Genomic DNA, 23985 nt, shown 5'->3' with positions numbered 1-23985 from the left:
CTCTCGTGTCCCGGACGCGGTGCGGCACGTAGTGACGCTCCGCAGAACCGGGACCCAAAAAGCACCACGTACCGTGCGGCAAGATAGGCCCCGGCTCTGCAGCGCATCACTTCGTGCTGCGCAGCGTCCGGGGCACGAGAGTGTCACGTCCCTTTCGGCCGCACGATAGCCCAGCCGATGCGCAGCAGCTGCTGGCGGCCCGTCACCAGCCATTCGAAGGCGCGCGGGACTTCCGGCACGATGCCCGGGAAGCGCTTGAGGATCTCCGGCGGCGGAGTGCCGGCGGTGTCGGAGGCGCGCCAGACGACGACGCCGCCTGTCTCGCTGAACTTGGCCTGATTCATCCAGGGCGTGCGCGCGGGGTTGGCGTCGATGAAGAGATGCGGCCGACCCGAATGCAGCGCAATCAGGCTGGCGAGCTGGGTCTCGCCGGCCACGGCGCGCAGGCGATGGTTGGTGCGACGGGCAAAGCTCTCGTCGAAGAAGTCCGAGATCGCGCGGGCCGGCATCGAGGTCGCAATCTCGTTGGCGCCGGTCCAGGGCAGCAACAGGACGGCCAGCACCACGCCGGCGGCGGGTGCGACAACGGCGGCGGCCCATACCATGCGCAGCATCCGCGCGCGGCGCATCGCGATGAGGTCGCCGGCCGCGACGACGACGGCGAGCCCCGACATGACCAGCACGACGCCGGCGCCGCCGACGACGGATTCGAGCCCCAGCAGGCCGGAGACCAGCACCGCGCCGAGCGGCGCAGCCAGCGCGAAGAAATAGACGAAGTTGCGCGCGAGCGGCTCGACCGGCGGGCGGTAGATGATCGGCGGCTCCTCGCCCTTGCCGGCGAACAGCCCGCTGTTGAGAAAGGTCAGGGCCGGAATCGCCGCTGCCCCTAGCACGAGCCCGCCGAGCAGCCACGCCGCGTGGATTGCGCGAGCGTTCAACTCGGCGATTTGGGGCAGGGTCGGGAGAACCAGCGTCTCGGCCCGCATCAGCCAGACCGCATAGGGCAGCGCCAGCACGGCGACGACGATCAGTGCAAACAGCGGATCGAGCCCGCGCAGCGTCCTGCGGCCGCGGGCGGTCGAAACCGCGAGGACGACGATCAGCCCGAGCAGAAAGATCGCCGCCGGCGTCGTCAGCAGCAACAGGCCTGCTTCGATCGACCAGGCGAACCAGGCGTTGCCGCGGCGCTGGCCGATGATCTGCCAGGAATGCAGCAGCAACATCGCCCAGAGCGGCCGCGCCAGCACCAGGGGGCCGAAGTCGAGCACAGGCGAGGAGAAGGCCAGCACCGTCATGGTCAGCAGCACGGCGAGCACCGCCTGCTGCGAACCGATCACGGCGCGGGAGAGATGGTAGAGTGCGATGAAGGTCGCGATCTCGCAGAGCTGGGCGAGGACATAGACGCCCAGCATGTGGCCGCCGGCGGCACGATAGGCGATGTCGGCGAGCCAGACCGGCAGCGGCGGGCCGAGATCGGTGCCGACCTGGTATTCCCTGCCGAAGGCCAGCAGCGTGGCGAGGCTGCCCGGCGGGCTGCGGTAGAACACCAGCGCCACGAACAGCCACATCGCGGCCTGGAGCAGCACGGCGATCCAGACGATCAGCCGCGGCCGGGCGCGAATGAGCTCGATGACCAGGGAGGTAAACCGCATGCAACGTCCGAAAGATGCAGCCAACCGTCCAGCCGGCCCTATTCGCCCACGAATACTTTGATAAGGGGCACTGCGCGTCGTGGCAACTTCGGTCTGGCCGCTCTCCCCGTTCTTGCGGAGTGACGCACAAGGGCTCTTGCGCGGCAGGTCGTCATTCCCGGGCTTGTCGCGCATCGACGTTCTGCAAAGCAGGCGGCCAAGTCGCGATGGCCGGGTCGAGCCCGCTCATGACGAGGCGGAAGCTGCGGGGCGAGTCCTAGAGATTCGTGGAAGCGCTGATCTCGATCTGGGCGTCCACCTGCACATCGACCTCGGCGACGGAGAACGAGTCCTGCACCGGCTCGACCGTCCAGGGCATGTGCTTGGCGCGGGCGGCGGCCACGGGAGCGAAGAAGCTGCGGTGGTGGATGGAGGGGCCGAGCCGGTCGAGGGCATCGAGATGTTCGGGCACGGCGTAGCCCTTGTGCTGCTCGAAGCCGTAGCCGGGGCAATCCTGCGCGAGGGCGCACATCAGCCGGTCGCGCGTCACCTTGGCGACAATGGACGCCGCGGCGATCGACAGCACGATACCGTCACCGCCGATCACGGCCTCGCACTCGCATTCGGTGTCCAGCCGGTCGCGGCCGTCGACGAAGACGTGCCTGGGCGTCTCGGGCAGCGCCACCACGGCGCGCTTCAGGGCCCACAGCGAGGCACGCAGGATGTTGTCGCGGTCGATCCGCGAGGGCGAGGCGACGGCGACCGAGACCTGCGCGGTGGCGCAGATCTTGTCGAACAGCTTCTCGCGCTCCTCGGCGGTCAGCCGCTTGGAATCATCGATGCCACGCGGAATACGGTCGGGGTCGAGAATCACCGCCGCTGCCACCACGGGACCTGCCAGCGGGCCGCGGCCGGCCTCGTCGCACCCGGCGACCGGCCAGACGCCGCGCTTGATCAGCGCGCGCTCGCGGCGGAAGGTCGGCGGAGCAACGGCAATGATACCTTTCTTGCCGACAGGAACCTTCGGAGCCTTGGCCGCAGGCGTCTTCGCCGCAAGCATCTTGGCCGCGTTGGCAGGCGCGGCCTTCTTCGCAGCCTCCTGTTTCGGCGCGTCTCTGGCTGGGTTCTTGGCGGACTTGTCCCGAATCATGGCCGGGATCGTGCGCAAGAGGCTTCGTCAGCGCAACCGGGAACCCAGGATAATTCCCGTTATTCAGGCCGACCGTCCTACTCCGCCAGATGCACCCGGCGGTCCTCGCCCACTTCGATGCCGGGCGCGACCACGACCTCCCAAGGATGGCCGTCGGGGTCGGCGAAGTAGCCGGAATAGCCGCCGTAGTCGGTCTCGTGCGCCGCCTTCAGCAGCGCGGCTCCCTTGTCGACTACGAAGGACAGCACCGCGTCGACCTCCTCGCGCGTGGCGCAATTCCAGGCGAGCGTCGTGCCGCGGAAGCTCGTCGGCCTCGCTTGGCCCGGCAAGTTCGCATCGGCCGCGAGCTGATCCCACGGGTACAGCGCGAGCACCGGACCGCCGGTGTCGTAGAAGGCGACCGCCTCGCCGGTCGCCTTCAGCCGACGCGAAAAGCCGAGCGCGTCGTAGAAGGCAATGCTGGCGCGCATGTCGCTCACACCAAGCGTGATGACGGTGAGCCTCGGCACCGGGGCCGGCAATTCCTCGCTCATGACACACCTCGCTCGCTTCCCGTCTCAGAACAGGCTGAGCTGATCGCCGTTCCGCTTCGGCCGCGCGAAGTGATCCGTCGTCAGCCGGGAGCGACGCTTGTTGAGGCCGAGCCTGTCGCAAGCGATCTCGAAGCGGCGGCCGATCGTCCAGGCCATCGGCCCCGTGCCCTTCATCCGCTCGCCCCATTTCGCATCGTAATCGCGCCCGCCGCGCATGTCGCGAATCAGGGTGAAGACGTGGCGATAGCGGTCCGGATAGTTCGCCATCAGCCATTCGCGGAAGAGATCGCGCACCTCCAGCGGCAGCCGCAGCAGCACGTAGGAGGCTTCCTTGACGCCGGCATGGGCGGCGGCATCGAGGATGCGCTCGATCTCGGAATCGTTGAGCGCGGGGATCACGGGCGCGACCATCACTGTGGTGGGAATGCCGGCCTCCGAAAGCAGCTTCAGCGCCTCCAGCCGCTTGGGCGGTGTCGAGGCCCGCGGCTCCATGGTGCGCGCCAGCTTCGGATCGAGCGAGGTCACCGAGATCGCGACCTTGGCGAGGTTGCGCTTGGCCATGCGTGCGAGAATGTCGATGTCGCGCATCACCAGCGCCGATTTGGTGACGATGCCGACCGGATGGCCGGCGCGTTCCAGGACCTCGAGGATACCGCGCATGATCTTCCGCTCGCGCTCGATGGGCTGGTAGGGATCGGTGTTGGTACCGATCGCGATCATCCGCGGCTCGTAGCCAGAGGCGGCGAGCTCCTTCTCCAGCAGCGCCGGCGCCTCGGGCTTGGCGAACAGTTTCGACTCGAAGTCGAGCCCCGGCGAGAGGCCGAGATAGGCATGGGTCGGCCGCGCGAAGCAGTAGACGCAGCCGTGCTCGCAGCCGCGATAGGGATTGATCGAGCGGTCGAAGCCGATGTCGGGGGAATCGTTGCGGGTGATCACCTTGCGCGAGGTGTCGATACCGACACTGGTCTTGAACGGCGGCAGCTCTTCCAGGCTCTGCCAGCCATCGTCGAAGGCGACGCGGGCCTCGGCTTCATAGCGGCCGCTGGCGTTGGACTGGGCACCCCGCCCTCGCCTGCGCGCGCGGTCGATGGCGACGCCAAGCTCGGGGAAATCTGAAGGCGCACCCGCCGGCTCGGAGGGCGCCGTGACCGGCGGGTGCTTGAGAGCATGTGAAGATGCTGGACTCATGAAGCCAAGATAGCATGACAAAGGAACAAATCAAGAACACAAACAAAAAACGTGAAAACAACCCCATGCACAGTAGCCGCCCAAACTTCGGGCGCACGCCTTTGACCTCACGCAACACCCCTGTCACCGCGATCCGATTTGATCCCGCGACGGATCGATCGCGCCGGAACAAAGTTGGTGACGATCGCTGGGTGAAGGTCGGCAACAACATGACAAATCAACAACAATCGGCTGCCGCGAGCAGCGACCTCGATCTGCTCGATCGCTATTGGCGCGCCGCGAACTACCTCTCCGTCGGGCAGATCTACCTGCTCGACAATCCGCTGCTGCGCGAGCCGTTACGGCCCGAGCACATCAAGCCGCGTTTGCTGGGACATTGGGGCACGACGCCCGGGCTGAACTTCATCTACGCCCATCTCAACCGCGTCATCCGCGCGCTGGACCTCGACGTCATCTATGTCTGCGGCCCGGGCCATGGCGGCCCCGGCATGGTCGCCAACACCTATCTGGAAGGCAGCTACAGCGAGATCTATCCCGACATCGCGCGCGATGCGGACGGATTGCGCAAGCTGTTCAGGCAGTTCTCCTTCCCCGGCGGCATCCCGAGCCATGCGGCGCCGGAAACCCCGGGCTCGATCCACGAAGGCGGCGAACTCGGCTACGCGCTGGTCCATGCCTATGGCGCGGCCTTCGACAATCCTGATCTGATCGTCGCCTGCGTGGTCGGCGACGGCGAGGCCGAGACCGGCCCGCTCGCGGCGTCCTGGCATTCGAACAAGTTCTTGAACCCGGCCCATGACGGCGCGGTGCTGCCGGTCCTGCATCTCAACGGCTACAAGATCGCCAATCCAACCGTGCTCGGGCGGATGCGGGACGAAGAGATCCGCGATCTCTTCCGCGGGTTCGGCCACGAGCCGCTGTTCGTCGCGGGCGACGATCCCAAATTGATGCACCAGACCATGGCGGACGCGCTCGACGTCGCGCTCGCCAGTATCCGTTCGATCCAGCAGCATGCCCGCGACGGGCGGGAAAGCGTCGAGCGGCCGCGCTGGCCGATGATCGTGTTGCGCAGCCCGAAGGGCTGGACCGGACCGAAGGAAGTCGACGGCAAGAAGGTCGAGGGGTTCTGGCGCGCGCATCAAGTGCCGGTCAGCGGCTGCCGCGAAAATCCGGCGCATCTGAAGATCCTCGAAGACTGGATGCGCAGCTATGAGCCCGAAAAGCTGTTCGACGCGAGCGGCGCTCTCATTCCCGAGCTTCAAGCACTCGCGCCCGAAGGTGTCAGGCGCATGGGCGCCAATCCACATGCCAATGGCGGCCTCCTGGAGAAAGAGCTGAAGCTGCCGGACTTCCGCCGCTTCGCAATCGAGGTGCCGCAGCCCGGCGGCTCCACGGCCGAAGCGACGCGCGAGCTCGGCAAATTCCTGCGCGACGTCATCCGCCTCAACGCCCAAGAGCGCAATTTCCGCATCATGGGCCCGGACGAGACGGCGTCGAACCGGCTGGATGCCGTGTTCGAGGCCACCGAACGCGTCTGGATGGAGCCGATCGAATCCTACGACGTGCATCTCGCCCAGGACGGCCGCGTGATGGAGGTCTTGAGCGAGCATCTCTGCCAGGGCTGGCTCGAGGGCTATCTGCTCACCGGACGGCACGGCTTCTTTTCCTGCTACGAGGCCTTCATCCACATCGTGGATTCCATGTTCAATCAGCATGCCAAATGGCTGAAGGTCACGCGCGAACTGCCGTGGCGGCGCCCGATCGCCTCGCTCAACTATCTCCTGACCTCGCATGTCTGGCGCCAGGACCATAACGGCTTCAGCCATCAGGACCCCGGCTTCGTCGACCTCGTCGCCAACAAGAAGGCCGACATCGTCCGCATCTACTTCCCGCCGGATGCCAACACGCTGTTGTGGATCGCCGATCACTGCCTGCGCACCTACAACCGCATCAACGTCATCGTCGCCGGTAAGCAGCCGGCGCCGCAATGGCTCTCGATGCAGGACGCAGCGACACACTGCGATGCCGGCATTGGTATCTGGACCTGGGCCGGAACGGAGGATGGAAAGGGCGAGCCCGACGTGGTGATGGCCTGCGCCGGCGACGTGCCGACGCTGGAGACGCTCGCGGCCGTAGACCTCCTGCGCAAGGCGCTGCCTGATTTGAAGATCCGCGTCGTCAACGTCGTCGACCTGATGACGCTGCAACCCAGGAAGCAGCACCCGCACGGCCTTTCCGATCGCGACTTCGACGGCCTGTTCACCTCGGACAAGCCCGTGATCTTCGCCTATCATGGCTATCCCTACCTGATCCATCGGCTGACCTACAACCGTACCAATCATGCCGGCATGCACGTGCGGGGTTTCGCCGAGGAAGGCACCACGACGACGCCGTTCGACATGGTCGTGCTCAACGAGCTCGACCGCTACCATCTCGCGATCGAGGCGATCGAGCGCGTGCCGGGGCTCGCGACCAAGGCGGCGCATGTGAAGCAGCAATTCCGCGACAAGCTGATCGAACACTCCCGCTATATCCGCGAGCACGGCGAGGACATGCCCGAGATCCGGGACTGGGTCTGGCCCAACAGCGCAGGCGGGACCACGCCCGCGGAAGCCGGAGACTGACGCCATGCCGGACACCGTGCTCGTGCTCAACTCCGGATCGTCGAGCATCAAGTTCGGCCTGTTCGACATCTCCGCGACCGCCCCCGTTCTCCTGTGCAAGGGCCTGCTCGACGAGCACGAGGCGAGACCCCGGCTTGTGGTGAAGGGCCCCGCCGGCGAAGACCTGTTCGAGACGCGGAGGGAGGCACCGGACCCTGCTGGCGGCCATCTGTTCGCCGACGTGCTCGCCTTCATCGGGGACCGGTTCGGCGAACGCAGCCTGCGGGCGGTCGGTCACCGCATCGTTCATGGCGGGCCGGACTATTCAGGCCCCGTCGCGCTGACGGACGACATCACCGCGAAGCTGGAGGCATTGACGCCGCTGGCGCCGCTGCACCAGCCGCGCAGTCTCGCGCCAGTCCGCACGCTCGCGGCGATCCGGCCCGAGCTGACGCAGATCGCCTGTTTCGACACCGCCTTCCACCACGGCCTCGCGCCGCCGGCGAGCCGCTTCGCCATTCCCCGGCGCTTCGAGGCGCATGGCGTCAGGCGCTATGGCTTTCACGGCCTTTCGTTCGAATATGTCGCCGGGCGCTTCGCCGAGATCGCACCGGAGCTAGCTGCCAAGCGCACCGTCATCGCGCATCTCGGCAATGGTGCAAGCCTCTGTGCGCTGCGCGGCGGCCGCAGCATCGACACCACGATGGGCTTGACGCCACTCGACGGACTCGTGATGGGCTCGCGCTGCGGCACAATCGATCCCGGCGTGCTGCTCTATCTGCAACAGCACGAGAACATGTCGGTCGAGGAGGTCCAGCGCCTGCTCTATCACGAATCCGGCCTGCTCGGCGTCTCCGGCATTTCCGCGGACATGCGCACGCTGCTCGCGAGCGGCACGGCTGCAGCACGCGATGCCGTCGATCTCTTCACCTTCCGCGCGGCGCAGCAGGTCGCGATGATGGCGACCACGCTCGGTGGCCTGGACTGCCTGATCTTCACCGGCGGCATCGGCGAGCATGCCAGCGACATCCGCCGCGCGATCGGCGAGCGTCTCGCATGGATGGGCGTGCGCATCGATACCGCGGCGAACGATGCCGCGCGCGAGCGCATCAACAACAGCGGCAGCGCCGTCGAAGTCTTCGTCATTCCGACCGACGAAGAGAAGACGATCGCACGCCATTGCGCGGCACTGATCCGCGGATGCCACGCCGCCGCGCCTCAGTGAGTGCCGGTCAGGATCTGGAAACAGCTGATCGCGACCTCGATCACGATCAGCACCACAACCGCGATCTCGAGGCGGAGCGAGCGCCGGGTGTCGATGATGTCGGTGAGCGCGTTGGCGGTCTCCGAGATGGCCGTGAGCTTGCGCTCGAGCGTGTCGAGGCGCTCCTTCAATTCGTACTCGTCCTCGAGACGTGAGTAGAGCCGGTCGAGCTCGGGCTTTTCCCAGAGCACGTCGGGTTTCTCGGCCACGGCGACGCGGCCGGCGACGCGCTGCTGCACCAGCAGCGCGCTTCCGATCAGTTGCAGGATGCCCTTGCGGCCAGGCGGCGTGCGGCCGTGCTCGGCGAGCTCCCGCGCAAACGGCTCGATCACATCGAAGACCGCGGCGACGCGGCGCTCGTCACGCGCCAGCGACGTGCTCTTGGCGAGCGCATCCGCAACCAGCAGCAGCCGGTCGTCGGAAAATTTGGCGAGGCAGATCGGCCCGCCCGGCTGGATCGCCTCTGCCGCCTCATCGTTGCACAGCTGCGCCTGCGCGATCTCCTCCTCGTACGGGCTGAGCTCTCCGGTCACGCGCGACTTCAAGGTGTCGATCAGGACCTTCTCCTCGGACGGAAGCAGCCCGATCAACACGACGACGCCGTAGCGGAAGATCACGGCAAGACCGGCATGGACGCGGAAGGCGGCCGGCGTCGAGGACACTAGCGTGCCGATCTCCAGGCCAGACGCATTGATGCGGTCGCCCAGCATCAGCGCCCGGATCCGCAAGGTCGGCACAGCCTCCGGCTTCGGCGGCGTCGATGCCGTGCCAACGGGGAGTTGGTCGGCGTTCATGTGAGGCCTCCGCCGGCGCCAAGATCGCACATCTTCTTTCCACCTGCCTGCAAGCTGCATCTCCCTCCGAGAGGACTACCGACCGCACACAGCGAAATGGCGCCATGAAGCTTCGGGTCAATTCCGTCAGGATGAGCTTGTGCCGAAACATTCGGCAATATTACCAGCCCGCGCGTGACACATTTGGCTGCGATGACTGGCTGCAGTTTACCATCGCACGCCGAAGCTCCGCCGGAAAGTTGCACTCGGCAGCGCTACGGGTTTATGACAACATCATATAACGCTACGCTTCTCCCGAAGTGCAGACACCGAAGCCTCAATCATGCTGAGCGTCATCATTGCGACCGAAGGTGTCGAGCAGACGGCCGTCGCAACCCTGGCCGCGCTGGTCCCCGGCGCTGCTGCAGGCGTCATCCGGGAGGTCCTTCTGGTCGACGGCACCCGCAACGGCGTCATTGAGCGCGTTGCCGACGTCGCAGGCTGCCGTTTCATAGGGTTCGAGGGACCCTCGCAAGGCGCTGCGCTCGCCGCCGGCGCACTCCAGGCCCGGTCGCCATGGTTGATGTTCCTGCCCGCCGGCGCCGTGCTGGAGACCGGCTGGATCGAGGAAACCACGCAGTTCATCCAGGCCGTCGCAACCAGCGGCCGGGATCGTGCAGCGGTATTCCGCTATGCGCGCTCGCCTTACAGGAATACCTCGTTGCGCGACGTCCTCCGGGCCGTGGCGCGCAGGCTGGTCGGTCCGCTCGGCGATCAGGGGCTGTTGATCGCACGTGATCACTATGACCGGATCGGCGGATACCCGCCCCAAGCCCGCCATTCCGAGGCGCGGTTGCTCAGGCGGCTCGGTCGGTCGTCCCGGACTCTGCTGCGCAGCCGGATCGTCATGGTCGGCTGAAGCGGCCTGATACTTGCCAAAGTCAATCGATTAATTGACAATGGCAACTATCGAGGTGTCCCATGCCGTCCCAATCTTCGCCATCAAGCCCAGCGGCTGGACAGGTCGCCGACGACCACATCGCAGCCGTCCGAGCCTTCAATCGTTTCTATACCCGCAAGCTGGGTGTGCTCGACCAGCACCTTGGAAAGAGCCCGTTTTCGCTCAGCGAAGCCCGGGTGCTCTATGAAATGGCGCATCGCGACGACCTCGCGGCAAAAGAGATCGGAACCGAGCTGGGTCTGGACCCCGGCTATCTCAGCCGCATCGTCCAGAGCTTCGATGAAAAGGGACTGATCACGCGAAGGCCCCTGCCCGCAGATCGCAGGCAATACCAGCTCAGCCTCACCGCCAAGGGCCGCCAGACCTTTGCCAAGCTGAACCTGAACTCGCAAAACGAGGTCGCCGCCATGCTGGCTCGGCTTTCGGCCAGCGACGTGACGCGGCTCACGCAGGCCATGGCAACCATCGAGTCCGTGCTGGAGCAACGTCGAAGCCAGCCCGCGGCTTTCATCCTGCGCAGCCATCGCGTCGGTGACATGGGTTGGGTCGTCTCCCGGCAGGCCATCGCCTATGCCGCGGAGTACAACTGGGACATCAGCTACGAGGCGCTGGTCGCCGAGATCTGCGCACAGTTCATCAAGAACTACGACGCCGCGCGCGAGCATTGCTGGATCGCGGAGGCCGGCGGCGAGCCGGTCGGCTCGATCTTTCTGGTCAAGGCCACGGACGAGATCGCCAAGCTGCGCCTGTTGCTGGTGGAGAAGAATGCACGGGGGCTCGGTGTCGGGCGCGCGCTGGTCGAGCAATGCATTCATGGCGCACGCGAGCGAGGCTACAGCAAGATGACGCTGTGGACGCAGAGCATTCTGGTGGCTGCGCGCGGCATCTATCAAAGTGCTGGTTTCAAGCTCGTGAAGGAAGAGAAGCACCACAGCTTCGGTGCCGATCTGGTCGGGGAGACGTGGGAGCGCGATCTCTGATTATTTCGCAACAAACGAGATGCGCGCATGAATGTGCCCTCGCCCCTTGCGGGAGAGGGCAGCGACGCTGGTAGACGCGAACTCAGCTGGGTGAGGGGTATGTCTCCGAGCACTCCGTGCGGATAGATACCCCTCATCCGGCGCTTTGCGCCACCTTCTCCGCAAGGGGAGAAGGGAAGAAAGCATCATCGTCCGCACCTACACCGTCGCGCCCTGCGCCTTGGGCCGTCGCAAATGCTCGTCCAGGCGCGGCATGATCTCGACGAAATTGCAGGGACGCGTCCGATAGTCGAGTTGAGCCGCAAGGATGCCGTCCCAGCCGTCGCGGCAGGCGCCGGGCGAACCCGGCAGGCAGAAGATGTAGGTGGCGCCCGCCACGCCGGCGGTGGCGCGACTCTGGATCGTCGACGCGCCGATCTTGGCGTGGCTCAGCATGTGGAACGCGATCGAGAAGCCGTCCATGCGCTTCTCGAACAGGGGCTCGATCGCCTCGGGCGTGACGTCGCGTCCGGTGAAACCGGTGCCTCCGGTGGTGATGACGACGTCGACGCCGCTATCTGCAATCCAGCGGCGGATCACGGCGCGGATCGCCTCGACGTCGTCGGTGACGATCTCGCGCGCGGCGAGATGATGGCCGGCGGCGGTGAGACGATCGGCCAGCGTCTGGCCGGACTTGTCGTCGGCCAGCGCACGCGTGTCCGACACGGTGAGCACCGCGATGTTGAGCGGGATGAACTGCTTTGTCTCGTCCATGGAGGCCATTGGGCTTTCCTCTTGTGTCACCGGACGCGATGCAGCGCGAAGCGGTGCAGCGCCGGGACCCATACTTTTGGACCCCTGGAGGCGCCAGCAAGGTCGGCCCCGGCTCTTTAGCGCATCACCATAGCGTGTCGAAGACGCGCGTAAACGCGCTTATGGTGCTGCGCAGCGTCCGGGGCACGAGATCTCCGTCATAACGCTCCCGCGCCGAACGTGTTGCAGGCCTGCACCGTGCCCTGCTGGTAGCCGGTCATGAACCATTGCTTGCGTTGCGCCGCCGAGCCGTGGGTGAAGGAATCCGGCACGACGCGGCCCGTCGACTGGCGCTGCAGCGTATCATCGCCGATCGCGCTCGCCGTGGTCAGCGCAGCCTCGATGTCGCCGGGCTCCAGGAAGTTCGGACGCTTCTTCGCCTCGCGATTGACCCAGACGCCGGAGAGGCAGTCGGCCTGCAACTCGACCTTCACCTGGAGCGCATTGGCCTCGGCCTTGGAGCCGGCCTGCTGCTGCAGCCGCGTCACGCGCGGAATGATGCCGAGCAGGTTCTGGATGTGATGGCCGACCTCGTGCGCGATGATGTAGGCGGTGGTGAAACTGCATGCCGACTTGCCGGAGCAGCCGCGAAAGCGCGTCTCGACCTCGCGGAAGAACGAAGTGTCGAGGAAGATGGTGCGATCCGGCGGACAATAGAACGGCCCCATCGCCGATTGCGCCATGCCGCAGCGGCCTCCATTGGTGGCGTTGCGGAACAACACGATCTTCGGACCGGTATAGGACTGGCCGCTGGCCTGGAAGATTTCGGTCCAGCGATCGTCGATCTCGCCGAGGATGCCGGAAATCATGCTCCCCATCTCGTCGGTCGGCGCGCCGCGCTTGCCGGAGGACGCCTGCCGATCAGTCTGATAGGTCGGCGCATGGCCGCCGCCGGTGAGGATCTCTGCGCCGCCGATCAGGATGCGGGGGTCGATGCCAAAGGCGTAGCCGACCAGGCCGAGGATGATGATGGTGCCGATGCCGAGCCCGCCGCCGCCCATCGGCAGGCCGAACCCGCCTCCGCCGCCGCCGCCAAAGCCGCCACCTTCGTCGCGACGATCCTCGATGTCGTCGCTGCGGCGGAAGTCATCGTAACGCATGGCGGCTTTCCCTTGGGGGTCCTGATTCAGTTTCGACGGCGCATGGGCGCGAAAGCTCAACGCGCCACACACGTAAAATTTCCGTTGATTTCATCAATATCGTGGCCGGCAAAAATTGCCTAGTGCGACAGCATGTCGATGCCAGCAATTTTTTCCGAGGGTCGAGCAATTTTTTCCGAGAGGAATTTGCAGCCTTTATGCAGCCACGATTGCTGCCGCAGCGCAAGCAAAGGCGAAATACACTGCAATATACGGCAAATGCGCGCAGCGACGCGCGCACGAACGACGACGCAAGGCCTGCTCACAAAAACAGCGGGTTAAGTCGATTTTTACTTTGCCCCTTCAATGTAACGGCCAGTCGGTTGTTTGGTCCCGCGTCGCCGACAGCGTCGCCTGAGTCAGAGTTCTTGAGTCATGGTAGAGTCGCGTCGCGGGGCGTCTGCAAGGGCGCCCCGCACAAATTTTGAGTCCCCGTCGCATCGCATCATTCTCGGCGATTGCGTCGCCGAGATGTCGAAGCTTCAGGCTGGTTCGGTCGACCTCGTGTTCGCCGACCCACCCTACAATCTCCAGCTCAAGGGCGATCTCAAGCGTCCCGATGAATCCCATGTCGATGCCGTCGACGACGACTGGGACAAGTTCGATTCGTTTGCGGCCTATGACGATTTCACCCGTGCCTGGCTGCTCGCCGCCCGCCGCGCGATGAAGCCGTCGGCGACGATCTGGGTGATCGGCTCCTATCACAACATCTTCCGCGTCGGCGCGATCATGCAGGACCTCGGCTTCTGGCTCCTGAACGACATCGTCTGGCGCAAGACCAATCCGATGCCGAATTTCCGCGGCCGCCGGTTCACCAACGCGCACGAGACCATGATCTGGGCCGCGCGCGACGAGAAGGCCAAGGGCTATACGTTCAACTACGAGGCGCTGAAGGCCGCCAACGAGGACGTGCAGGCAAGATCCGACTGGCTGATCCCGCTCTGCACCGGCGAGGAACGCCTCAAGGGCGCGGACGGCAAGAAGGTGCATCCGACGCAGAAGCCGGAAGGCCTGCTTGCGCGCGTGCTACTGTCGTCATCCAAGCCCGGCGATCTCGTGATCGATCCCTTCAACGGCACCGGCACGACCGGTGCGGTCGCAAAGCGCCTCGGCCGTTCCTATATCGGCTTCGAGCGCGACAAGACCTACGCCAAGGCGGCCGAAGCGCGCATCGCCGCGGTGGAGCCGTTGCCCGAGGCGAGCCTCGCCCCGTTCATGACGGCGCGCGAAGCGCCACGGGTGGCATTCTCGGAGCTGATCGAGCGCGGCATGATCATGCCCGGCACGAAACTGTTCGACGCCAAGAAGAAGCTCGGTGCGCTGGTGCGCGCCGATGGCGCCATCATGTTCGGCGACAAGGTCGGCTCGATCCACCGAATCGGCGCCGTGGCGCAAGGCGCGCAGGCCTGCAACGGCTGGACCTTCTGGCACGTCGAAACCAAGAAGGGCCTCAAGCTGATCGACGAACTGCGTGCCGAGATCCGCGCCGGCATGGCGGCGGAGTAGCCTCTTCTCCGTCATTCCGGGGCTCGCGAAGCGAGAACCCGGAATCCATCCAACCTCAGCACATGTCGTCCAATGGATTCCGGGCTCGCGCCAAGTGGCGCGCCCCGGAATGACGACGCGGTTGAAAGCCGCCTCCTTGAGGACTAGATTCGCCCGATCAGTCCCGCACCGACCGGGCCGGCTCCCATGCGACGACAGTCCGAGACATTGCTGCTGGTGCCGCTGCTGCCGATCTTCCTGGTCGGCATGTTTCCGATGTTCCTGATCGCGCTGTTGGGATTTTTCGGCCTCGCCCTGTTCGGCGTGCTCGTGATCTGCGTCGGGCTCGCCAGCAGCAACGAGGCGCACGACGATTTCAACCACGACGTCATCGTTCACGGCTATGCCCGCGGACCGGAGCGCACGGCCCGGGCTTCCGACATGCATCTGGCCGCGCGGCTGGGACTGCGGCTGGAAGCCGTTGGCGCGGCGATGGTCATTACGGCGGCCATCGGCCTTTGTTACGCCGCTTGACCTGCGTACCGCGCAGATACCGCCCGGCAAACTCGCCGGTTGCTCTCCCGCAACGGATTCAGGCAAGACAAGGTCCGACTAACCCACGCCGCGTCCGCGCGCACAACAGTCACCGGGGAGATGCTCGATGCTCAAATTCTATTTCAACGGATCGCCGAACCCGACCAAGGTTGCGCTGTTTCTGGAGGAGTCCGGACTGGCCTTCGAGCCGGTGAAGATCGACACCCGCAAGGGCGAGCAATTCACGCCGGAGTTTCTGAAGATCAATCCGAACGGCAAGGTGCCGGCCATCGACGACAACGGCACCATCGTGTTCGACTCGAACGCGATCCTGCTCTATCTCGCCGAGAAGACCGGCAAGTTCCTGCCCTCGAACCGCGCCGAATTGCTGTCCTGGCTGATGTTCGTGGCGACGGGCGTCGGGCCGTATTCGGGTCAGGCCGTGCACTTCAAGCATTTCGCGCCGAAGGAGCAGAGCCACGACTACGCCCATAACCGCTACCAGTACGAGACCGATCGCCACTACAGGATTCTCGACGCTCACCTCGAAGGCCGCCGCTACATGGCCGGCGACAGCTATTCGATCGTCGACATGGCGCTGTGGGGCTGGGCGCGGATGGTGCCGTTCAAGCTGGGTGACGATGCTTTCGCGCGTTATCCGAATGTGAAGCGGCTCGTCGACGAGATCTCGGCGCGTCCCGCGGCGGCGCGCGCCATCGCGCTGAAGGACAAGTTCACCTTCAAGGCCGAGATGGACGACGAAGCACGCAGCAACATGTTCAAGCACATGGCGACCAAGGTGGCCTGATCGCGCCCTTCGAGGCCACGCGCATGCGCGTGGCCTTTCGCGTTTGATGACTCAGGCAGCGTGGACCGAGTTCAGGAACTTGGCCACTTCGAGCTTGAGGCGGTTGCTATCGGCCGAGAGCGAGCGCGCCGCCGAAAGCACCTGCGAGGAGGCCGAGCCGGTCTCGGAGGCACCGCGCTGCACGTCGCCGATGTTGGACGACACGAGCTGCGTGCCCTGGGCAGCCTGCTGGACGTTGCGGGAGATCTCCTGCGTCGCCGCGCCCTGCTCCTCCACGGCGGCGGCAACCGTCGACGAAATCTCCGACAGCCGCTCGATGGTGTTGCTGATCTCCCTGATCGAGCCGACCGACTCCTCCGTCGCGGCCTGGATGCCGGAGACCTGTTGGGCGATCTCGCCGGTGGCCTTCGCAGTCTGCTCGGCGAGCGCCTTCACTTCCGAGGCGACCACCGCAAAGCCGCGGCCGGCTTCGCCCGCGCGGGCCGCCTCGATGGTGGCGTTCAGCGCCAGCAGGTTGGTCTGACCGGCGATGGTGCTGATCAGCTCGACCACGTCGCCGATCCGGGCGGCGGCCTTGGAGAGCGCGCCGACGCGCGCATTGGTCCTGCTCGCCTGACCGACCGCCTCCGTGGCGATGCGGGCGGATTCCTGCACTTGGCGGGCGATCTCGGTTACCGACGAGGAGAGCTCCTCGGTAGCAGAGGCGACAGCCTGCACATTGGCCGAGGCCTCCTGCGAAGCGCTGGCGACCTCGGTCGAGAGGTCCTGGGCCCGCGCGGCGGTCGTGGTCAGTGTGCCTGCGGAGGCTTCGAGCTCGCTCGAGGCCGCCGACACCGTGTTGACGATCTCTCCGACCGCCTGCTCGAACTGATCGGCGAGCCTGACCATGTCCTTCTTGCGATTCTCGGCCTGCCGCGCCTCGAGCTCGGCCTGCTCCGCGCGCATTCGCTCGGTCTCGATCATGTTGTCCTTGAACACCTGGATCGCCTTGGCCATGTCGCCGATCTCGTCGGCCCTGCCGCGGCCGGGAATCTCGACCGCGAGATTGCCGCCGGCAAGCCGCCCCATCGCATGCGTCATCGAGGTCAGGGGACCGACGATGCTGCGGGCGATCAGGAAGGCGACGATGCCGCCGAACAAAATGGCGATCCCGCCGGCTATCTCCTGAACGGTGGTCGTGCCGGCGATCACGGCTTCGGCATTGCTGCGCGAGTCCCGGTAGTCCTTCTTCAGGGTCGTTTCCGCGGCCTTGAGCTTGCCGATGCTGTCGACGATCAGGGGCGCGAGGTTCTTGTGGTAGATCTCGTCCGCCTGAAGCATCGCGGCGGAGGTCGTCTCGAACGCCGATCTGTAGATTCCGAGCGAGGTCTTCACCGGCGTGAGTGTGGCGCGCAACTCCGCCGCCTGCGGGCTCTTTTCGATCGCCACGAGCCTTTGCGATGCCCTGTCCACGCTCGCCCTGAAATTCGCAGGCCCCTGGATGTCGCGTACGGCCAGGAAGCGCCAGTTTGCGATCCGAACGAGAAGGATCCTGGATTCGAGGTCTGCCACCAGGGCTGCGGTGTCTTCGTCAACGGCTGCGCGGGCCGTATCGACCAGCTTGCCCATCTTGACGGCCAGCTCTTCGCCACTGGGTAGCAGCGTCGCCTTGCCCGTTCTCGCCTCGTTGACGGCATCCCCGAGATTGTCACGCAGACGTCGCATTTTGGCTATGTCGTCGATGAGGCCGTTATAGAGCGTTCGCCGCTCCTCGGAGAGCGCCCCGTTCACGCCGGCTCGCAACAGCTCCGTCGCCGCAGTTTCCCGCTCTTGCGCCTCTTTCATCGCGGGCTCGTTGGCGTCGTAGACGTAGCGCAAATTGGCCCGCTGGATCGCCTGCAAATGGGCCGATATTTCCAGCACCCGCGCCGTGCTGTCCGAGAGCGCTGATTGTCTCGCGACCTGATCCTGCACCTCCCGCAGATTCCAGACGGCAACCACTGCCATCACGAGACCGACCGCCACCAGGGCCATGAAACCTGCGTACAGGCGTCCCCTGATCCGCAAACGAAATTTCGGCATTCCCATTGTCCACCCAGATGCATTGAATTCGAGGGGCCGAACAACTCCGGCGATCGCTACGGCCACTCTGGCAGCCGCACGTCGCGTCCTGGCGACCCACGCTGCACTGCGACACCATGGGGGACACTCGTTAATTGAACCTTCAAATTGTTCGCGCGGCTCGATCGGCCGGTACAAAATCTGCTGATTTTATCGGCAGCCTTGCAACGTCCCGCAGCATTGCGCAGCGGCATGTCGAACGCGATACGCAAACGTTACCGGGCGCCGACCTGCTGCAATTTGCCGAGTGCGTTCTCGACCACTTCCAGCGTGTAGGGCTTCTGGATCACCGGCGCCGAAGCCAGCTCGACGGGGATTGGCGCACGCTCGCCATAGCCGGTCGCGAAGATGAAGGGCACGCCGATCTCCCTCAGCTTCTGCGCCACCTTGATGCTGCTCTCGTTGCCGAGGTTGAGGTCGAGTAGCGCAAAGCTTGGCCGGGTGCGCTCGATCGAGCGCAGCGCCTGGTCGACGCTCGCGGCGGTGTCGACGTGGCGGGCGCCGAGGTCGAGCAGGATCACCTCCGCGGCCATGGCGATGATCAGGTTGTCTTCGACGATCAGCGCGGTCTCGGAGAGCCTGGGTCGGGCTGATTGCTGTTCCTCGATGCGCATGGTGGCGGTTCCGATGGATGGCACGAGCTGGACGAAATTGGGCGGAATGACGAACTTCGCCTGCACACCCAGAAGGTCGAAACGGATTTCGGCATCACCCTTGAGATCGAACGGCACCGAGCGTTCGATGATGGTGGTACCGAAGCCGCGCCTTGACGGCGGCTGCACCGGCGGACCGCCGCTCTCCTTCCACTCGATGACGAGGCTCGATGAGGGATCGAGCCGCCAGACCACCTCGACGTTGCCGGTGGAATCGGCGAGCGCTCCGTATTTGGCGGAATTGGTCATCATCTCGTGCACGACGAGCGCCAGTGTCGCGAAAGCCCTGGGATCGAGCGCGACGTCAGGCCCGCCCACCTTGACGCGGTCGGCACGCGCGCCGAGATAGGCGCCCGCCTCGGATTCGACCAGCGTCCGGAGCGCGACCGGCGCCCAATTGAGGTTGGTGATCTGATCATGCGCGCGCGCCAAAGCCTGGATTCGACCGCCGAGAACGCTGGCGAATTCCTCCACGCCCGTCGCGGTGTCCTTGCTCTGCGCCACCAGGGCGCGGACCAGGCTCAGGATGTTGCGAACGCGATGGTTGAGTTCGGCGATCATCAGCTCCTGCCGCTCCTGGGCGCCGCGTCGCTCGCGCGCGGCGAGGTCCGACAGTTGCAGGATGACCTCGAGCAGGGTGACGCGCAGGCTCTCGGCAATGCGGATGTCCGACGCCGACCACGGCTTCGACTGTCCAGCCACCGTCTCCTGCCAGAGTTCGAAGCTCTTGCGCGGCGTCAGCCGAGGACCATTGGGGCCTTCATCGTAGACTTTGTTGGGATCCCCGGCCCATTTCACGGACTGGAGGACCTCGCGCCGGAAGAAGATCAGGCAGTCGCGCGGCGTCCTCGAAATCGGGATGGCGAGAAAGCCCGCCGCGCGGTCGCGAAAGGCCTGACCGGCGGCATAGACCTGAGCAATCTGGGCGCTGGCGAAAATGCGACCCGGCGAGGTCCGGTTGATGAAGGCCACCAGGTCCTTGACCTCGTCCTCGGTAGGCGTCTCGCCCTGGAGCGTGATCCCGTTGTCGGACCACACTGCGACGCCGTCGCAATCGATCATTTTCCGGTAGTCGCCGACGAAATCGACGATCGCGCGCCGGCTATGCTCGTGCGACGCCGCGGTCTCGATCAGCCGTTCCTGGATCTGTTGAGCACGAGCCTCGTAGGCAACGTCGCTCTCGCGCTCGCGGCCCTCCACGATCCACGAGAACATCTGCCCGAACAGCTCGGATGCGGTGCGTTTGTCGAACGAGATGTAGCGCGGCGAATAGTGATGGCAGGCAAACAGACCCCACAGCTTGCCGTCGCGCAGGATCGACACCGACATCGAGGCGGCGACACCCATGTTGCGCAGATATTCGATGTGGATCGGAGACACCGAGCGCAGCACGCTCATCGAGAGGTCGAGCAGCCCGGCATTGTGCGTGGCCGTGGACACCAGCGCCGCCGGCACGGCATTGACGTCGGCGATGATGCGCAGCCAGTTGCGCTGATAGAGGGCGCGGGCCTGCCGCGGAATGTCGGATGCCGGATAACGCAGGCCGAGGAAGGATTCGAGTCCCGCCTCCGCGGTCTCGGCGATCACCTCGCCCGATCCGTCCGGGTGAAACTGATAGACCATGACGCGGTCGAAACCGGTCAGCACCTTGAGCTGGCGCGCCGCTTCCCGCGCGAGATCGGCCATGCCGCGCGTCTTGCGGATTCGTTCGAGCATCAAGCGCACGAGCTCGCCGGAATTGATGCCGGGCTCGTGGACGCTCGGCTCCGCTTCCACCACGAGATAGGCGCCCGAGAAATGGATCGACAGATCGTAAAGCGGCTTGCCGGCCTGGAGCTCGACACCGAACAGACGTTCGGTCGCATCCGGCCCTGCGAGATGATCGACACGGCTGCGGATCGTCTGGACGGTCGCCTCCGAGATCACGCTCGACAATGGCCGTTGCAGCAGGTCGGCAACGTCAAAGCTGAGGAAGCTGCCGACATTGTCCGAGGCCATGCAGATCGTGAAGTCCGAGAGCACAGCCAGAAGGAAACCGAACGGCTGAACGCTGCCGGGAACGTGGATCGGCTCGCGATCGCAATTGGTGAGATTGACGGCTTCGTTCATGCGCAGTCTGCCGCCTGCTCGAATGCGGCGAAGGCGGCGCGTGCCGCCTGAATCACCTCAGCGTCGTCGCAAGCCTCTTCGCATTGAAGCTTCGACAGGAAGCTCTGCCAGAGCCGCTTGCCTGCACCATGGCTGAGATAGCTGATCGCCTCATTGATGCGCGGATCGTCCACATCCGCAACCTGCTTCAGCAGATACTTGGCTCCGAGCCGCGAGCCCTCCAGCACGTACATCGTGCCGAGCACACCACCGCGCGTCAGCGGCGGCACGAGCACGATGGATTGCGCGGCGCTGCCGAGGCGTCCGAGATCGGCTGCGATCGCGGCACGACGCGACCGCTCCGGCCAGTCCGGAAACATCCGGGAGACGCCTGCCTGCTCGAGCGCAGCTTCGAGCGGAAGCAGCGCGCCGGCGCTGGCTCGAAGAAAGCGGCGATAGCCCGTCATGACGGTGAGATCGAACGATGAAAGCCGTGCATCGAGTTCCCGGTGCGCGTCCGCAGTCGCATCTCTCAGTCGCTCGCGGAGTCCGGGGAAGCTGCGGTTAACCTGTATCGAAACGTTAGAAACCCCAGCCAGCATGAAATTCCCAAGCACGCACGATGCCGGGGCGCAATTGCCCCGGAAGCGAATGAAACACCGGCGAAACCCGAAAGTTCCGCCGGCATTGGCCGCGTCCTACCTTCGCGGGCGGGGCTTGTGCAGCTCGTAAGCGATCTCCGATCGTGTCATCCCCAGGTCCAGAAGTTCCCGCTCGGTCATGGCAGCGAGTCGATCCCGGGCTCGGGACCGTTCGCGCCTGATACGGATCAAGTCGACCACCGCCCGCCAGGCCCGCACCACCATCGTCGGTGCTGCCTGATGGTATCCGCCGGCGGAGGCGACGCGGCTCAGTCCAGTCAGCTCACGGCCCTCACCGGAGCCTGCGGAAAAGGACCGAGCGCCTTTTCGGTCAGGACTGAGTCGCAATATTCCCGGATCTCCTTGATCTTGCCGTCCTCCAGACGAAACACGAGACAATAGTCGTTGTCGTAACGCACACCGTCCGGCGTGACGCTGTCGCCCTTGGCCTCGACGACGACGATGTCGCCATCGGCGATGAAGCGGTGGGCGATTGTACGTGTGCGATCGCGCAGGCGGCTGCGGACATAGCCGTGCAGGTCGTTGAGGATCGCCTCCCTCCCTGCGAAGGTGCGCGACCAGGAATATTGCCCGGTCACGACCCATTTGGCGTCGTCGGCAAGGCTGGCGGCGAACAGGGCTCGGTCCCGCGCGGCCGGATCGGGATCGGCCGCGGCGGCAAAGATCTCCTGCATCAGTCTCTTGTTGGCGGTCGTGGTCATGGCGGCATCTCCTTGTGCTGAGAACAGGAGGATCATCGACGCAGAACCTGAATTCTTCAAATCGATAGCAGATATGATATCTATTCATTTCATGAATTTGAACGCACTCGATCTCAACCTGCTGACCGCGCTCGACGCCTTGCTGCGCGAAGCCAATGTCAGCCGCGCCGCCATTCGGATCGGGCTGTCGCAGCCGGCGGCGAGCCATGCGCTGCAGCGCCTGCGCGACATCTTCGGCGATCCGCTCCTGGTGCGCACCGGCGCACGGATGGAGCTGACCCCGCGGGCCGAGGCGCTCCGCGCACCGCTGGCCCACGCGCTCGACCAGGTCCGCGGGTTGTTCGTGCCGGAGGATTTCGACGCGGCGCGCAGCGAGCGGCAATTCCGCCTGATGATGCCGGATCTCGCGGTGGAGCTGCTGATGCCGCCGTTTATGGAAAAAGTGACGCGCGCTGCGCCCAACGTCCGCATCGAAATCGTGCCATGGCGAGGACCTGCAATCTTCAACGCCGAATTCGCCCGCACCATCGATCTCGTGATCTCGATCGGCAATGCCTTCAAGGGCTTTCACCGCCAGCTGCTCTATACCGACGGCGACGCATTGGCGGTACGCCGCGGTCATCCGATGGCCGCGAAGCTGAAGCGGCGCGAGACGTTCCTGGCCGCGCGCCATGTCGGCGTGATCATTCGCGGCAGCAATGAGGATTTGATCGACACCTGGCTGCGCAGCAAAGGCATCGAGCGGCATATCTCGCTGGTGGTGTCAGGCTATCTCGAGGCGCTGCACGTCGCCGCCCGCACCGACCTCGTCGCCTTCGTGCCGCGCCGGCTGATCGTGGCGCTCTCGCGGCAGTTCGGCCTCGCCACGGTGACGCCGCCGCTCGACCCCGGGATCGACGAGCAATTCATGTTTCATCCGACCCGCGCGCAGATGGACCCCGGCTCGATCTGGCTGCGGCGGCTGATGCTGGAGACGGGACGGGAGCTGGAGAAGGGCCGCGCTGGCTAGGATGTGGCTTCAAAACATCCGGTGTCGTCCCGGACAAGCGAAACGCAGATCCGGGACCCCATACAGGGAGACGTTTGGCGAAGACGTCATTCGGGACTTCCACCAATCGCAGTCGAGAGATCCCGCGGTGTGGGTCCCGGATCAGCACTCGCTACGCGCGCTTGTCCGGGACGACCGGAGGAATATGACGCCGAACCTTACGCCTTCTGCGCTTCCATCACCTTGCGCACGGCGGCCCGATCCGACATGCGCTTGAAGTGGTCCGCGATCTTCGGCGTCGCATTGATGTCGACGCTGTCGCCTTCGAGCCAGTTCGAGAGCGTGTAGAGATAGGGATCGCAGATCGTGAACTGCTCGCCCATCACCCAGGGTCCCCGAAACATGTTCTGCTCGATGAGTTTGAAGCAGGTGGCCATGGTCTTCGGGACCATTGCCTTCATGTCGGCAAACGAACTCTCTTCGGTCGCCCAGCGCGCGCCGCGCATCTTGTGGGCGTGGTTGATATGGACGGTCGAGCAGAGATAGGAGTTGAACGATTGCACCTGGGCGAAGTCGAAGGGATCGTCGAGCGGCGCGAGCTTCGCCTTGGGGAACATCTGCGCGATATAGGCCAGCATCGCCGGCGTCTCGGTCAGGACACCGCGGTCGGTCACCAGCGCCGGGACGCGGCCCTTCGGGTTGATGGCGATATAGTCCGGGCTGTTCTGCTGGTTATCCTTGAAGCTCAGCCGTTCGGCCGTGTAGTCGGCGCCGGCCTCCTCGAGGGTGATATAGGTGGCGAGTGCGCAGGTGCCGGTGGCGTAGTAGAGCTTGAGCATGTCGGACCTCATGGGAAAGCCGGAAGTTAACGGCTGCCGGCCTTCAGGTCCATAGCAGGATATCCTCTTCGCAGTTGCCCACCGCCGCCCGCCTGTGCCAAGACGCCTGCGAC

General features: G+C 65.1%; 21 protein-coding genes. 8 read left to right on the top strand and 13 right to left on the bottom strand.

The features are described from left to right. Window positions 1-143: 143 nt before the first annotated feature. From ACYCVF_RS10005 to ACYCVF_RS09990, 4 genes are all read right to left on the bottom strand, one after another. On the bottom strand, window positions 144-1652 hold the full coding sequence (locus ACYCVF_RS10005) for a glycosyltransferase family 39 protein (protein ID WP_459602116.1): 1509 nt from the start codon (window positions 1650-1652) through the stop codon (window positions 144-146). A 256-nt stretch (window positions 1653-1908) separates the two neighbouring features. After that, the gene (locus ACYCVF_RS10000) at window positions 1909-2781 is read right to left on the bottom strand and encodes a ribonuclease HII (RefSeq protein ID WP_459606546.1); all 873 of its coding nucleotides are present in this window, start codon (window positions 2779-2781) and stop codon (window positions 1909-1911) included. 77 nt (window positions 2782-2858) lie between these two features. Beyond that, complete coding sequence (locus ACYCVF_RS09995) at window positions 2859-3314, bottom strand: VOC family protein (RefSeq protein WP_459602112.1); 456 nt, start codon at window positions 3312-3314, stop codon at window positions 2859-2861. Window positions 3315-3338: 24 nt separating this feature from the next. Continuing rightward, complete coding sequence (locus tag ACYCVF_RS09990) at window positions 3339-4502, bottom strand: PA0069 family radical SAM protein (RefSeq protein ID WP_459602110.1); 1164 nt, start codon at window positions 4500-4502, stop codon at window positions 3339-3341. 209 nt (window positions 4503-4711) lie between these two features. Here ACYCVF_RS09990 and ACYCVF_RS09985 point away from each other — a divergent pair, with 209 nt between their 5' ends. Next, a complete protein-coding gene (locus tag ACYCVF_RS09985; RefSeq protein ID WP_459602108.1) occupies window positions 4712-7126 on the top strand; it encodes a phosphoketolase family protein in 2415 nt (804 codons plus the stop codon). Between the two features lie 4 nt (window positions 7127-7130). Next, complete coding sequence (locus tag ACYCVF_RS09980; RefSeq protein ID WP_459602106.1) at window positions 7131-8330, top strand: acetate/propionate family kinase; 1200 nt, start codon at window positions 7131-7133, stop codon at window positions 8328-8330. On the opposite strand, the gene ACYCVF_RS09975 is transcribed toward ACYCVF_RS09980, so the two are convergent. Continuing rightward, window positions 8324-9163: an RMD1 family protein gene (locus tag ACYCVF_RS09975; RefSeq protein ID WP_459602104.1), complete on the bottom strand. Its 840-nt coding sequence runs from the start codon at window positions 9161-9163 to the stop codon at window positions 8324-8326. The genes ACYCVF_RS09980 and ACYCVF_RS09975 overlap by 7 nt on opposite strands. Window positions 9164-9485: 322 nt before the next feature. Between ACYCVF_RS09975 and ACYCVF_RS09970 the strand changes: the two genes are divergently transcribed. After that, entirely contained in the window at window positions 9486-10061 is a 576-nt protein-coding gene (locus ACYCVF_RS09970) for a glycosyltransferase family protein (protein WP_459602102.1), read from the top strand. Between the two features lie 62 nt (window positions 10062-10123). Further along, complete coding sequence (locus ACYCVF_RS09965) at window positions 10124-11083, top strand: bifunctional helix-turn-helix transcriptional regulator/GNAT family N-acetyltransferase (protein WP_459602100.1); 960 nt, start codon at window positions 10124-10126, stop codon at window positions 11081-11083. A gap of 198 nt (window positions 11084-11281) precedes the next feature. Here the strand turns inward: ACYCVF_RS09965 and moaB are convergent, their stop codons facing one another. After that, window positions 11282-11845 (bottom strand): molybdenum cofactor biosynthesis protein B, encoded by a 564-nt coding sequence (moaB, locus tag ACYCVF_RS09960; RefSeq protein WP_459602098.1) that lies wholly within the window; start codon window positions 11843-11845, stop codon window positions 11282-11284. A gap of 188 nt (window positions 11846-12033) precedes the next feature. Beyond that, window positions 12034-12975: a KPN_02809 family neutral zinc metallopeptidase gene (ypfJ, locus tag ACYCVF_RS09955; protein ID WP_459602096.1), complete on the bottom strand. Its 942-nt coding sequence runs from the start codon at window positions 12973-12975 to the stop codon at window positions 12034-12036. A 414-nt stretch (window positions 12976-13389) separates the two neighbouring features. On the opposite strand from ypfJ, the gene ACYCVF_RS09950 reads away from it, so the two are divergent. The 3 genes from ACYCVF_RS09950 (at window position 13390) to ACYCVF_RS09940 (ending at window position 15841) form a co-directional block, all read left to right on the top strand. Continuing rightward, window positions 13390-14520, top strand: a complete 1131-nt coding sequence (locus ACYCVF_RS09950) for a DNA methyltransferase (RefSeq protein WP_459602094.1) — start codon at window positions 13390-13392, stop codon at window positions 14518-14520. A gap of 186 nt (window positions 14521-14706) precedes the next feature. Then, complete coding sequence (locus tag ACYCVF_RS09945) at window positions 14707-15033, top strand: hypothetical protein (RefSeq protein ID WP_459602092.1); 327 nt, start codon at window positions 14707-14709, stop codon at window positions 15031-15033. A gap of 127 nt (window positions 15034-15160) precedes the next feature. Further along, window positions 15161-15841 (top strand): glutathione S-transferase family protein, encoded by a 681-nt coding sequence (locus ACYCVF_RS09940; protein ID WP_459602090.1) that lies wholly within the window; start codon window positions 15161-15163, stop codon window positions 15839-15841. A gap of 51 nt (window positions 15842-15892) precedes the next feature. On the opposite strand, the gene ACYCVF_RS09935 is transcribed toward ACYCVF_RS09940, so the two are convergent. The 5 genes from ACYCVF_RS09935 to ACYCVF_RS09915 form a co-directional block, all read right to left on the bottom strand. Further along, on the bottom strand, window positions 15893-17902 hold the full coding sequence (locus ACYCVF_RS09935; protein ID WP_459602088.1) for a methyl-accepting chemotaxis protein: 2010 nt from the start codon (window positions 17900-17902) through the stop codon (window positions 15893-15895). Window positions 17903-18156: 254 nt separating this feature from the next. Continuing rightward, window positions 18157-20703, bottom strand: a complete 2547-nt coding sequence (locus tag ACYCVF_RS09930) for an HWE histidine kinase domain-containing protein (protein ID WP_459602085.1) — start codon at window positions 20701-20703, stop codon at window positions 18157-18159. Further along, window positions 20700-21218: a biliverdin-producing heme oxygenase gene (locus ACYCVF_RS09925; protein WP_459602737.1), complete on the bottom strand. Its 519-nt coding sequence runs from the start codon at window positions 21216-21218 to the stop codon at window positions 20700-20702. The genes ACYCVF_RS09930 and ACYCVF_RS09925 overlap by 4 nt, the downstream gene beginning before the upstream one ends. A gap of 162 nt (window positions 21219-21380) precedes the next feature. Beyond that, window positions 21381-21548, bottom strand: coding sequence for a DUF1127 domain-containing protein (locus ACYCVF_RS09920; RefSeq protein WP_459602083.1), 168 nt, complete (start codon window positions 21546-21548; stop codon window positions 21381-21383). Between the two features lie 53 nt (window positions 21549-21601). After that, a complete protein-coding gene (locus tag ACYCVF_RS09915) occupies window positions 21602-22045 on the bottom strand; it encodes a nuclear transport factor 2 family protein (protein WP_459602081.1) in 444 nt (147 codons plus the stop codon). Window positions 22046-22136: 91 nt separating this feature from the next. Between ACYCVF_RS09915 and ACYCVF_RS09910 the strand changes: the two genes are divergently transcribed. Further along, on the top strand, window positions 22137-23054 hold the full coding sequence (locus ACYCVF_RS09910) for a LysR family transcriptional regulator (RefSeq protein ID WP_459602079.1): 918 nt from the start codon (window positions 22137-22139) through the stop codon (window positions 23052-23054). A 197-nt stretch (window positions 23055-23251) separates the two neighbouring features. Here ACYCVF_RS09910 and ACYCVF_RS09905 read toward each other — a convergent pair whose 3' ends face one another. Beyond that, window positions 23252-23872, bottom strand: coding sequence for a glutathione S-transferase family protein (locus tag ACYCVF_RS09905; RefSeq protein WP_459602077.1), 621 nt, complete (start codon window positions 23870-23872; stop codon window positions 23252-23254). Window positions 23873-23985: the final 113 nt, after the last annotated feature.

The organism is Bradyrhizobium cedriense (genome assembly GCF_054602315.1).
Note: the sequence above shows the minus strand (reverse complement) of the source record. Positions and strands in the feature narration are given on the sequence as shown.

Excerpts from the sequence above, each read along its gene's own strand:
- ACYCVF_RS09915 (WP_459602081.1), bottom strand. The coding sequence starts at position 22,045 with ATGACCACGACCGCCAACAAGAGACTGATGCAGGAGATCTTTGCCGCC.
- ACYCVF_RS09990 (WP_459602110.1), bottom strand. The coding sequence starts at position 4,502 with ATGAGTCCAGCATCTTCACATGCTCTCAAGCACCCGCCGGTCACGGCG.
- ACYCVF_RS09940 (WP_459602090.1), top strand. The coding sequence starts at position 15,161 with ATGCTCAAATTCTATTTCAACGGATCGCCGAACCCGACCAAGGTTGCG.
- ACYCVF_RS09920 (WP_459602083.1), bottom strand. The coding sequence starts at position 21,548 with ATGGTGGTGCGGGCCTGGCGGGCGGTGGTCGACTTGATCCGTATCAGG.
- ypfJ (WP_459602096.1), bottom strand. The coding sequence starts at position 12,975 with ATGCGTTACGATGACTTCCGCCGCAGCGACGACATCGAGGATCGTCGC.
- ACYCVF_RS09970 (WP_459602102.1), top strand. The coding sequence starts at position 9,486 with ATGCTGAGCGTCATCATTGCGACCGAAGGTGTCGAGCAGACGGCCGTC.
- ACYCVF_RS09930 (WP_459602085.1), bottom strand. The coding sequence starts at position 20,703 with ATGAACGAAGCCGTCAATCTCACCAATTGCGATCGCGAGCCGATCCAC.
- ACYCVF_RS09995 (WP_459602112.1), bottom strand. The coding sequence starts at position 3,314 with ATGAGCGAGGAATTGCCGGCCCCGGTGCCGAGGCTCACCGTCATCACG.
- ACYCVF_RS09910 (WP_459602079.1), top strand. The coding sequence starts at position 22,137 with ATGAATTTGAACGCACTCGATCTCAACCTGCTGACCGCGCTCGACGCC.
- ACYCVF_RS09950 (WP_459602094.1), top strand. The coding sequence starts at position 13,390 with ATGGTAGAGTCGCGTCGCGGGGCGTCTGCAAGGGCGCCCCGCACAAAT.
- ACYCVF_RS09945 (WP_459602092.1), top strand. The coding sequence starts at position 14,707 with ATGCGACGACAGTCCGAGACATTGCTGCTGGTGCCGCTGCTGCCGATC.
- ACYCVF_RS10005 (WP_459602116.1), bottom strand. The coding sequence starts at position 1,652 with ATGCGGTTTACCTCCCTGGTCATCGAGCTCATTCGCGCCCGGCCGCGG.
- ACYCVF_RS09965 (WP_459602100.1), top strand. The coding sequence starts at position 10,124 with ATGCCGTCCCAATCTTCGCCATCAAGCCCAGCGGCTGGACAGGTCGCC.
- ACYCVF_RS09980 (WP_459602106.1), top strand. The coding sequence starts at position 7,131 with ATGCCGGACACCGTGCTCGTGCTCAACTCCGGATCGTCGAGCATCAAG.
- ACYCVF_RS09935 (WP_459602088.1), bottom strand. The coding sequence starts at position 17,902 with ATGCCGAAATTTCGTTTGCGGATCAGGGGACGCCTGTACGCAGGTTTC.
- ACYCVF_RS09975 (WP_459602104.1), bottom strand. The coding sequence starts at position 9,163 with ATGAACGCCGACCAACTCCCCGTTGGCACGGCATCGACGCCGCCGAAG.
- ACYCVF_RS09905 (WP_459602077.1), bottom strand. The coding sequence starts at position 23,872 with ATGCTCAAGCTCTACTACGCCACCGGCACCTGCGCACTCGCCACCTAT.
- moaB (WP_459602098.1), bottom strand. The coding sequence starts at position 11,845 with ATGGCCTCCATGGACGAGACAAAGCAGTTCATCCCGCTCAACATCGCG.
- ACYCVF_RS09985 (WP_459602108.1), top strand. The coding sequence starts at position 4,712 with ATGACAAATCAACAACAATCGGCTGCCGCGAGCAGCGACCTCGATCTG.
- ACYCVF_RS10000 (WP_459606546.1), bottom strand. The coding sequence starts at position 2,781 with ATGATTCGGGACAAGTCCGCCAAGAACCCAGCCAGAGACGCGCCGAAA.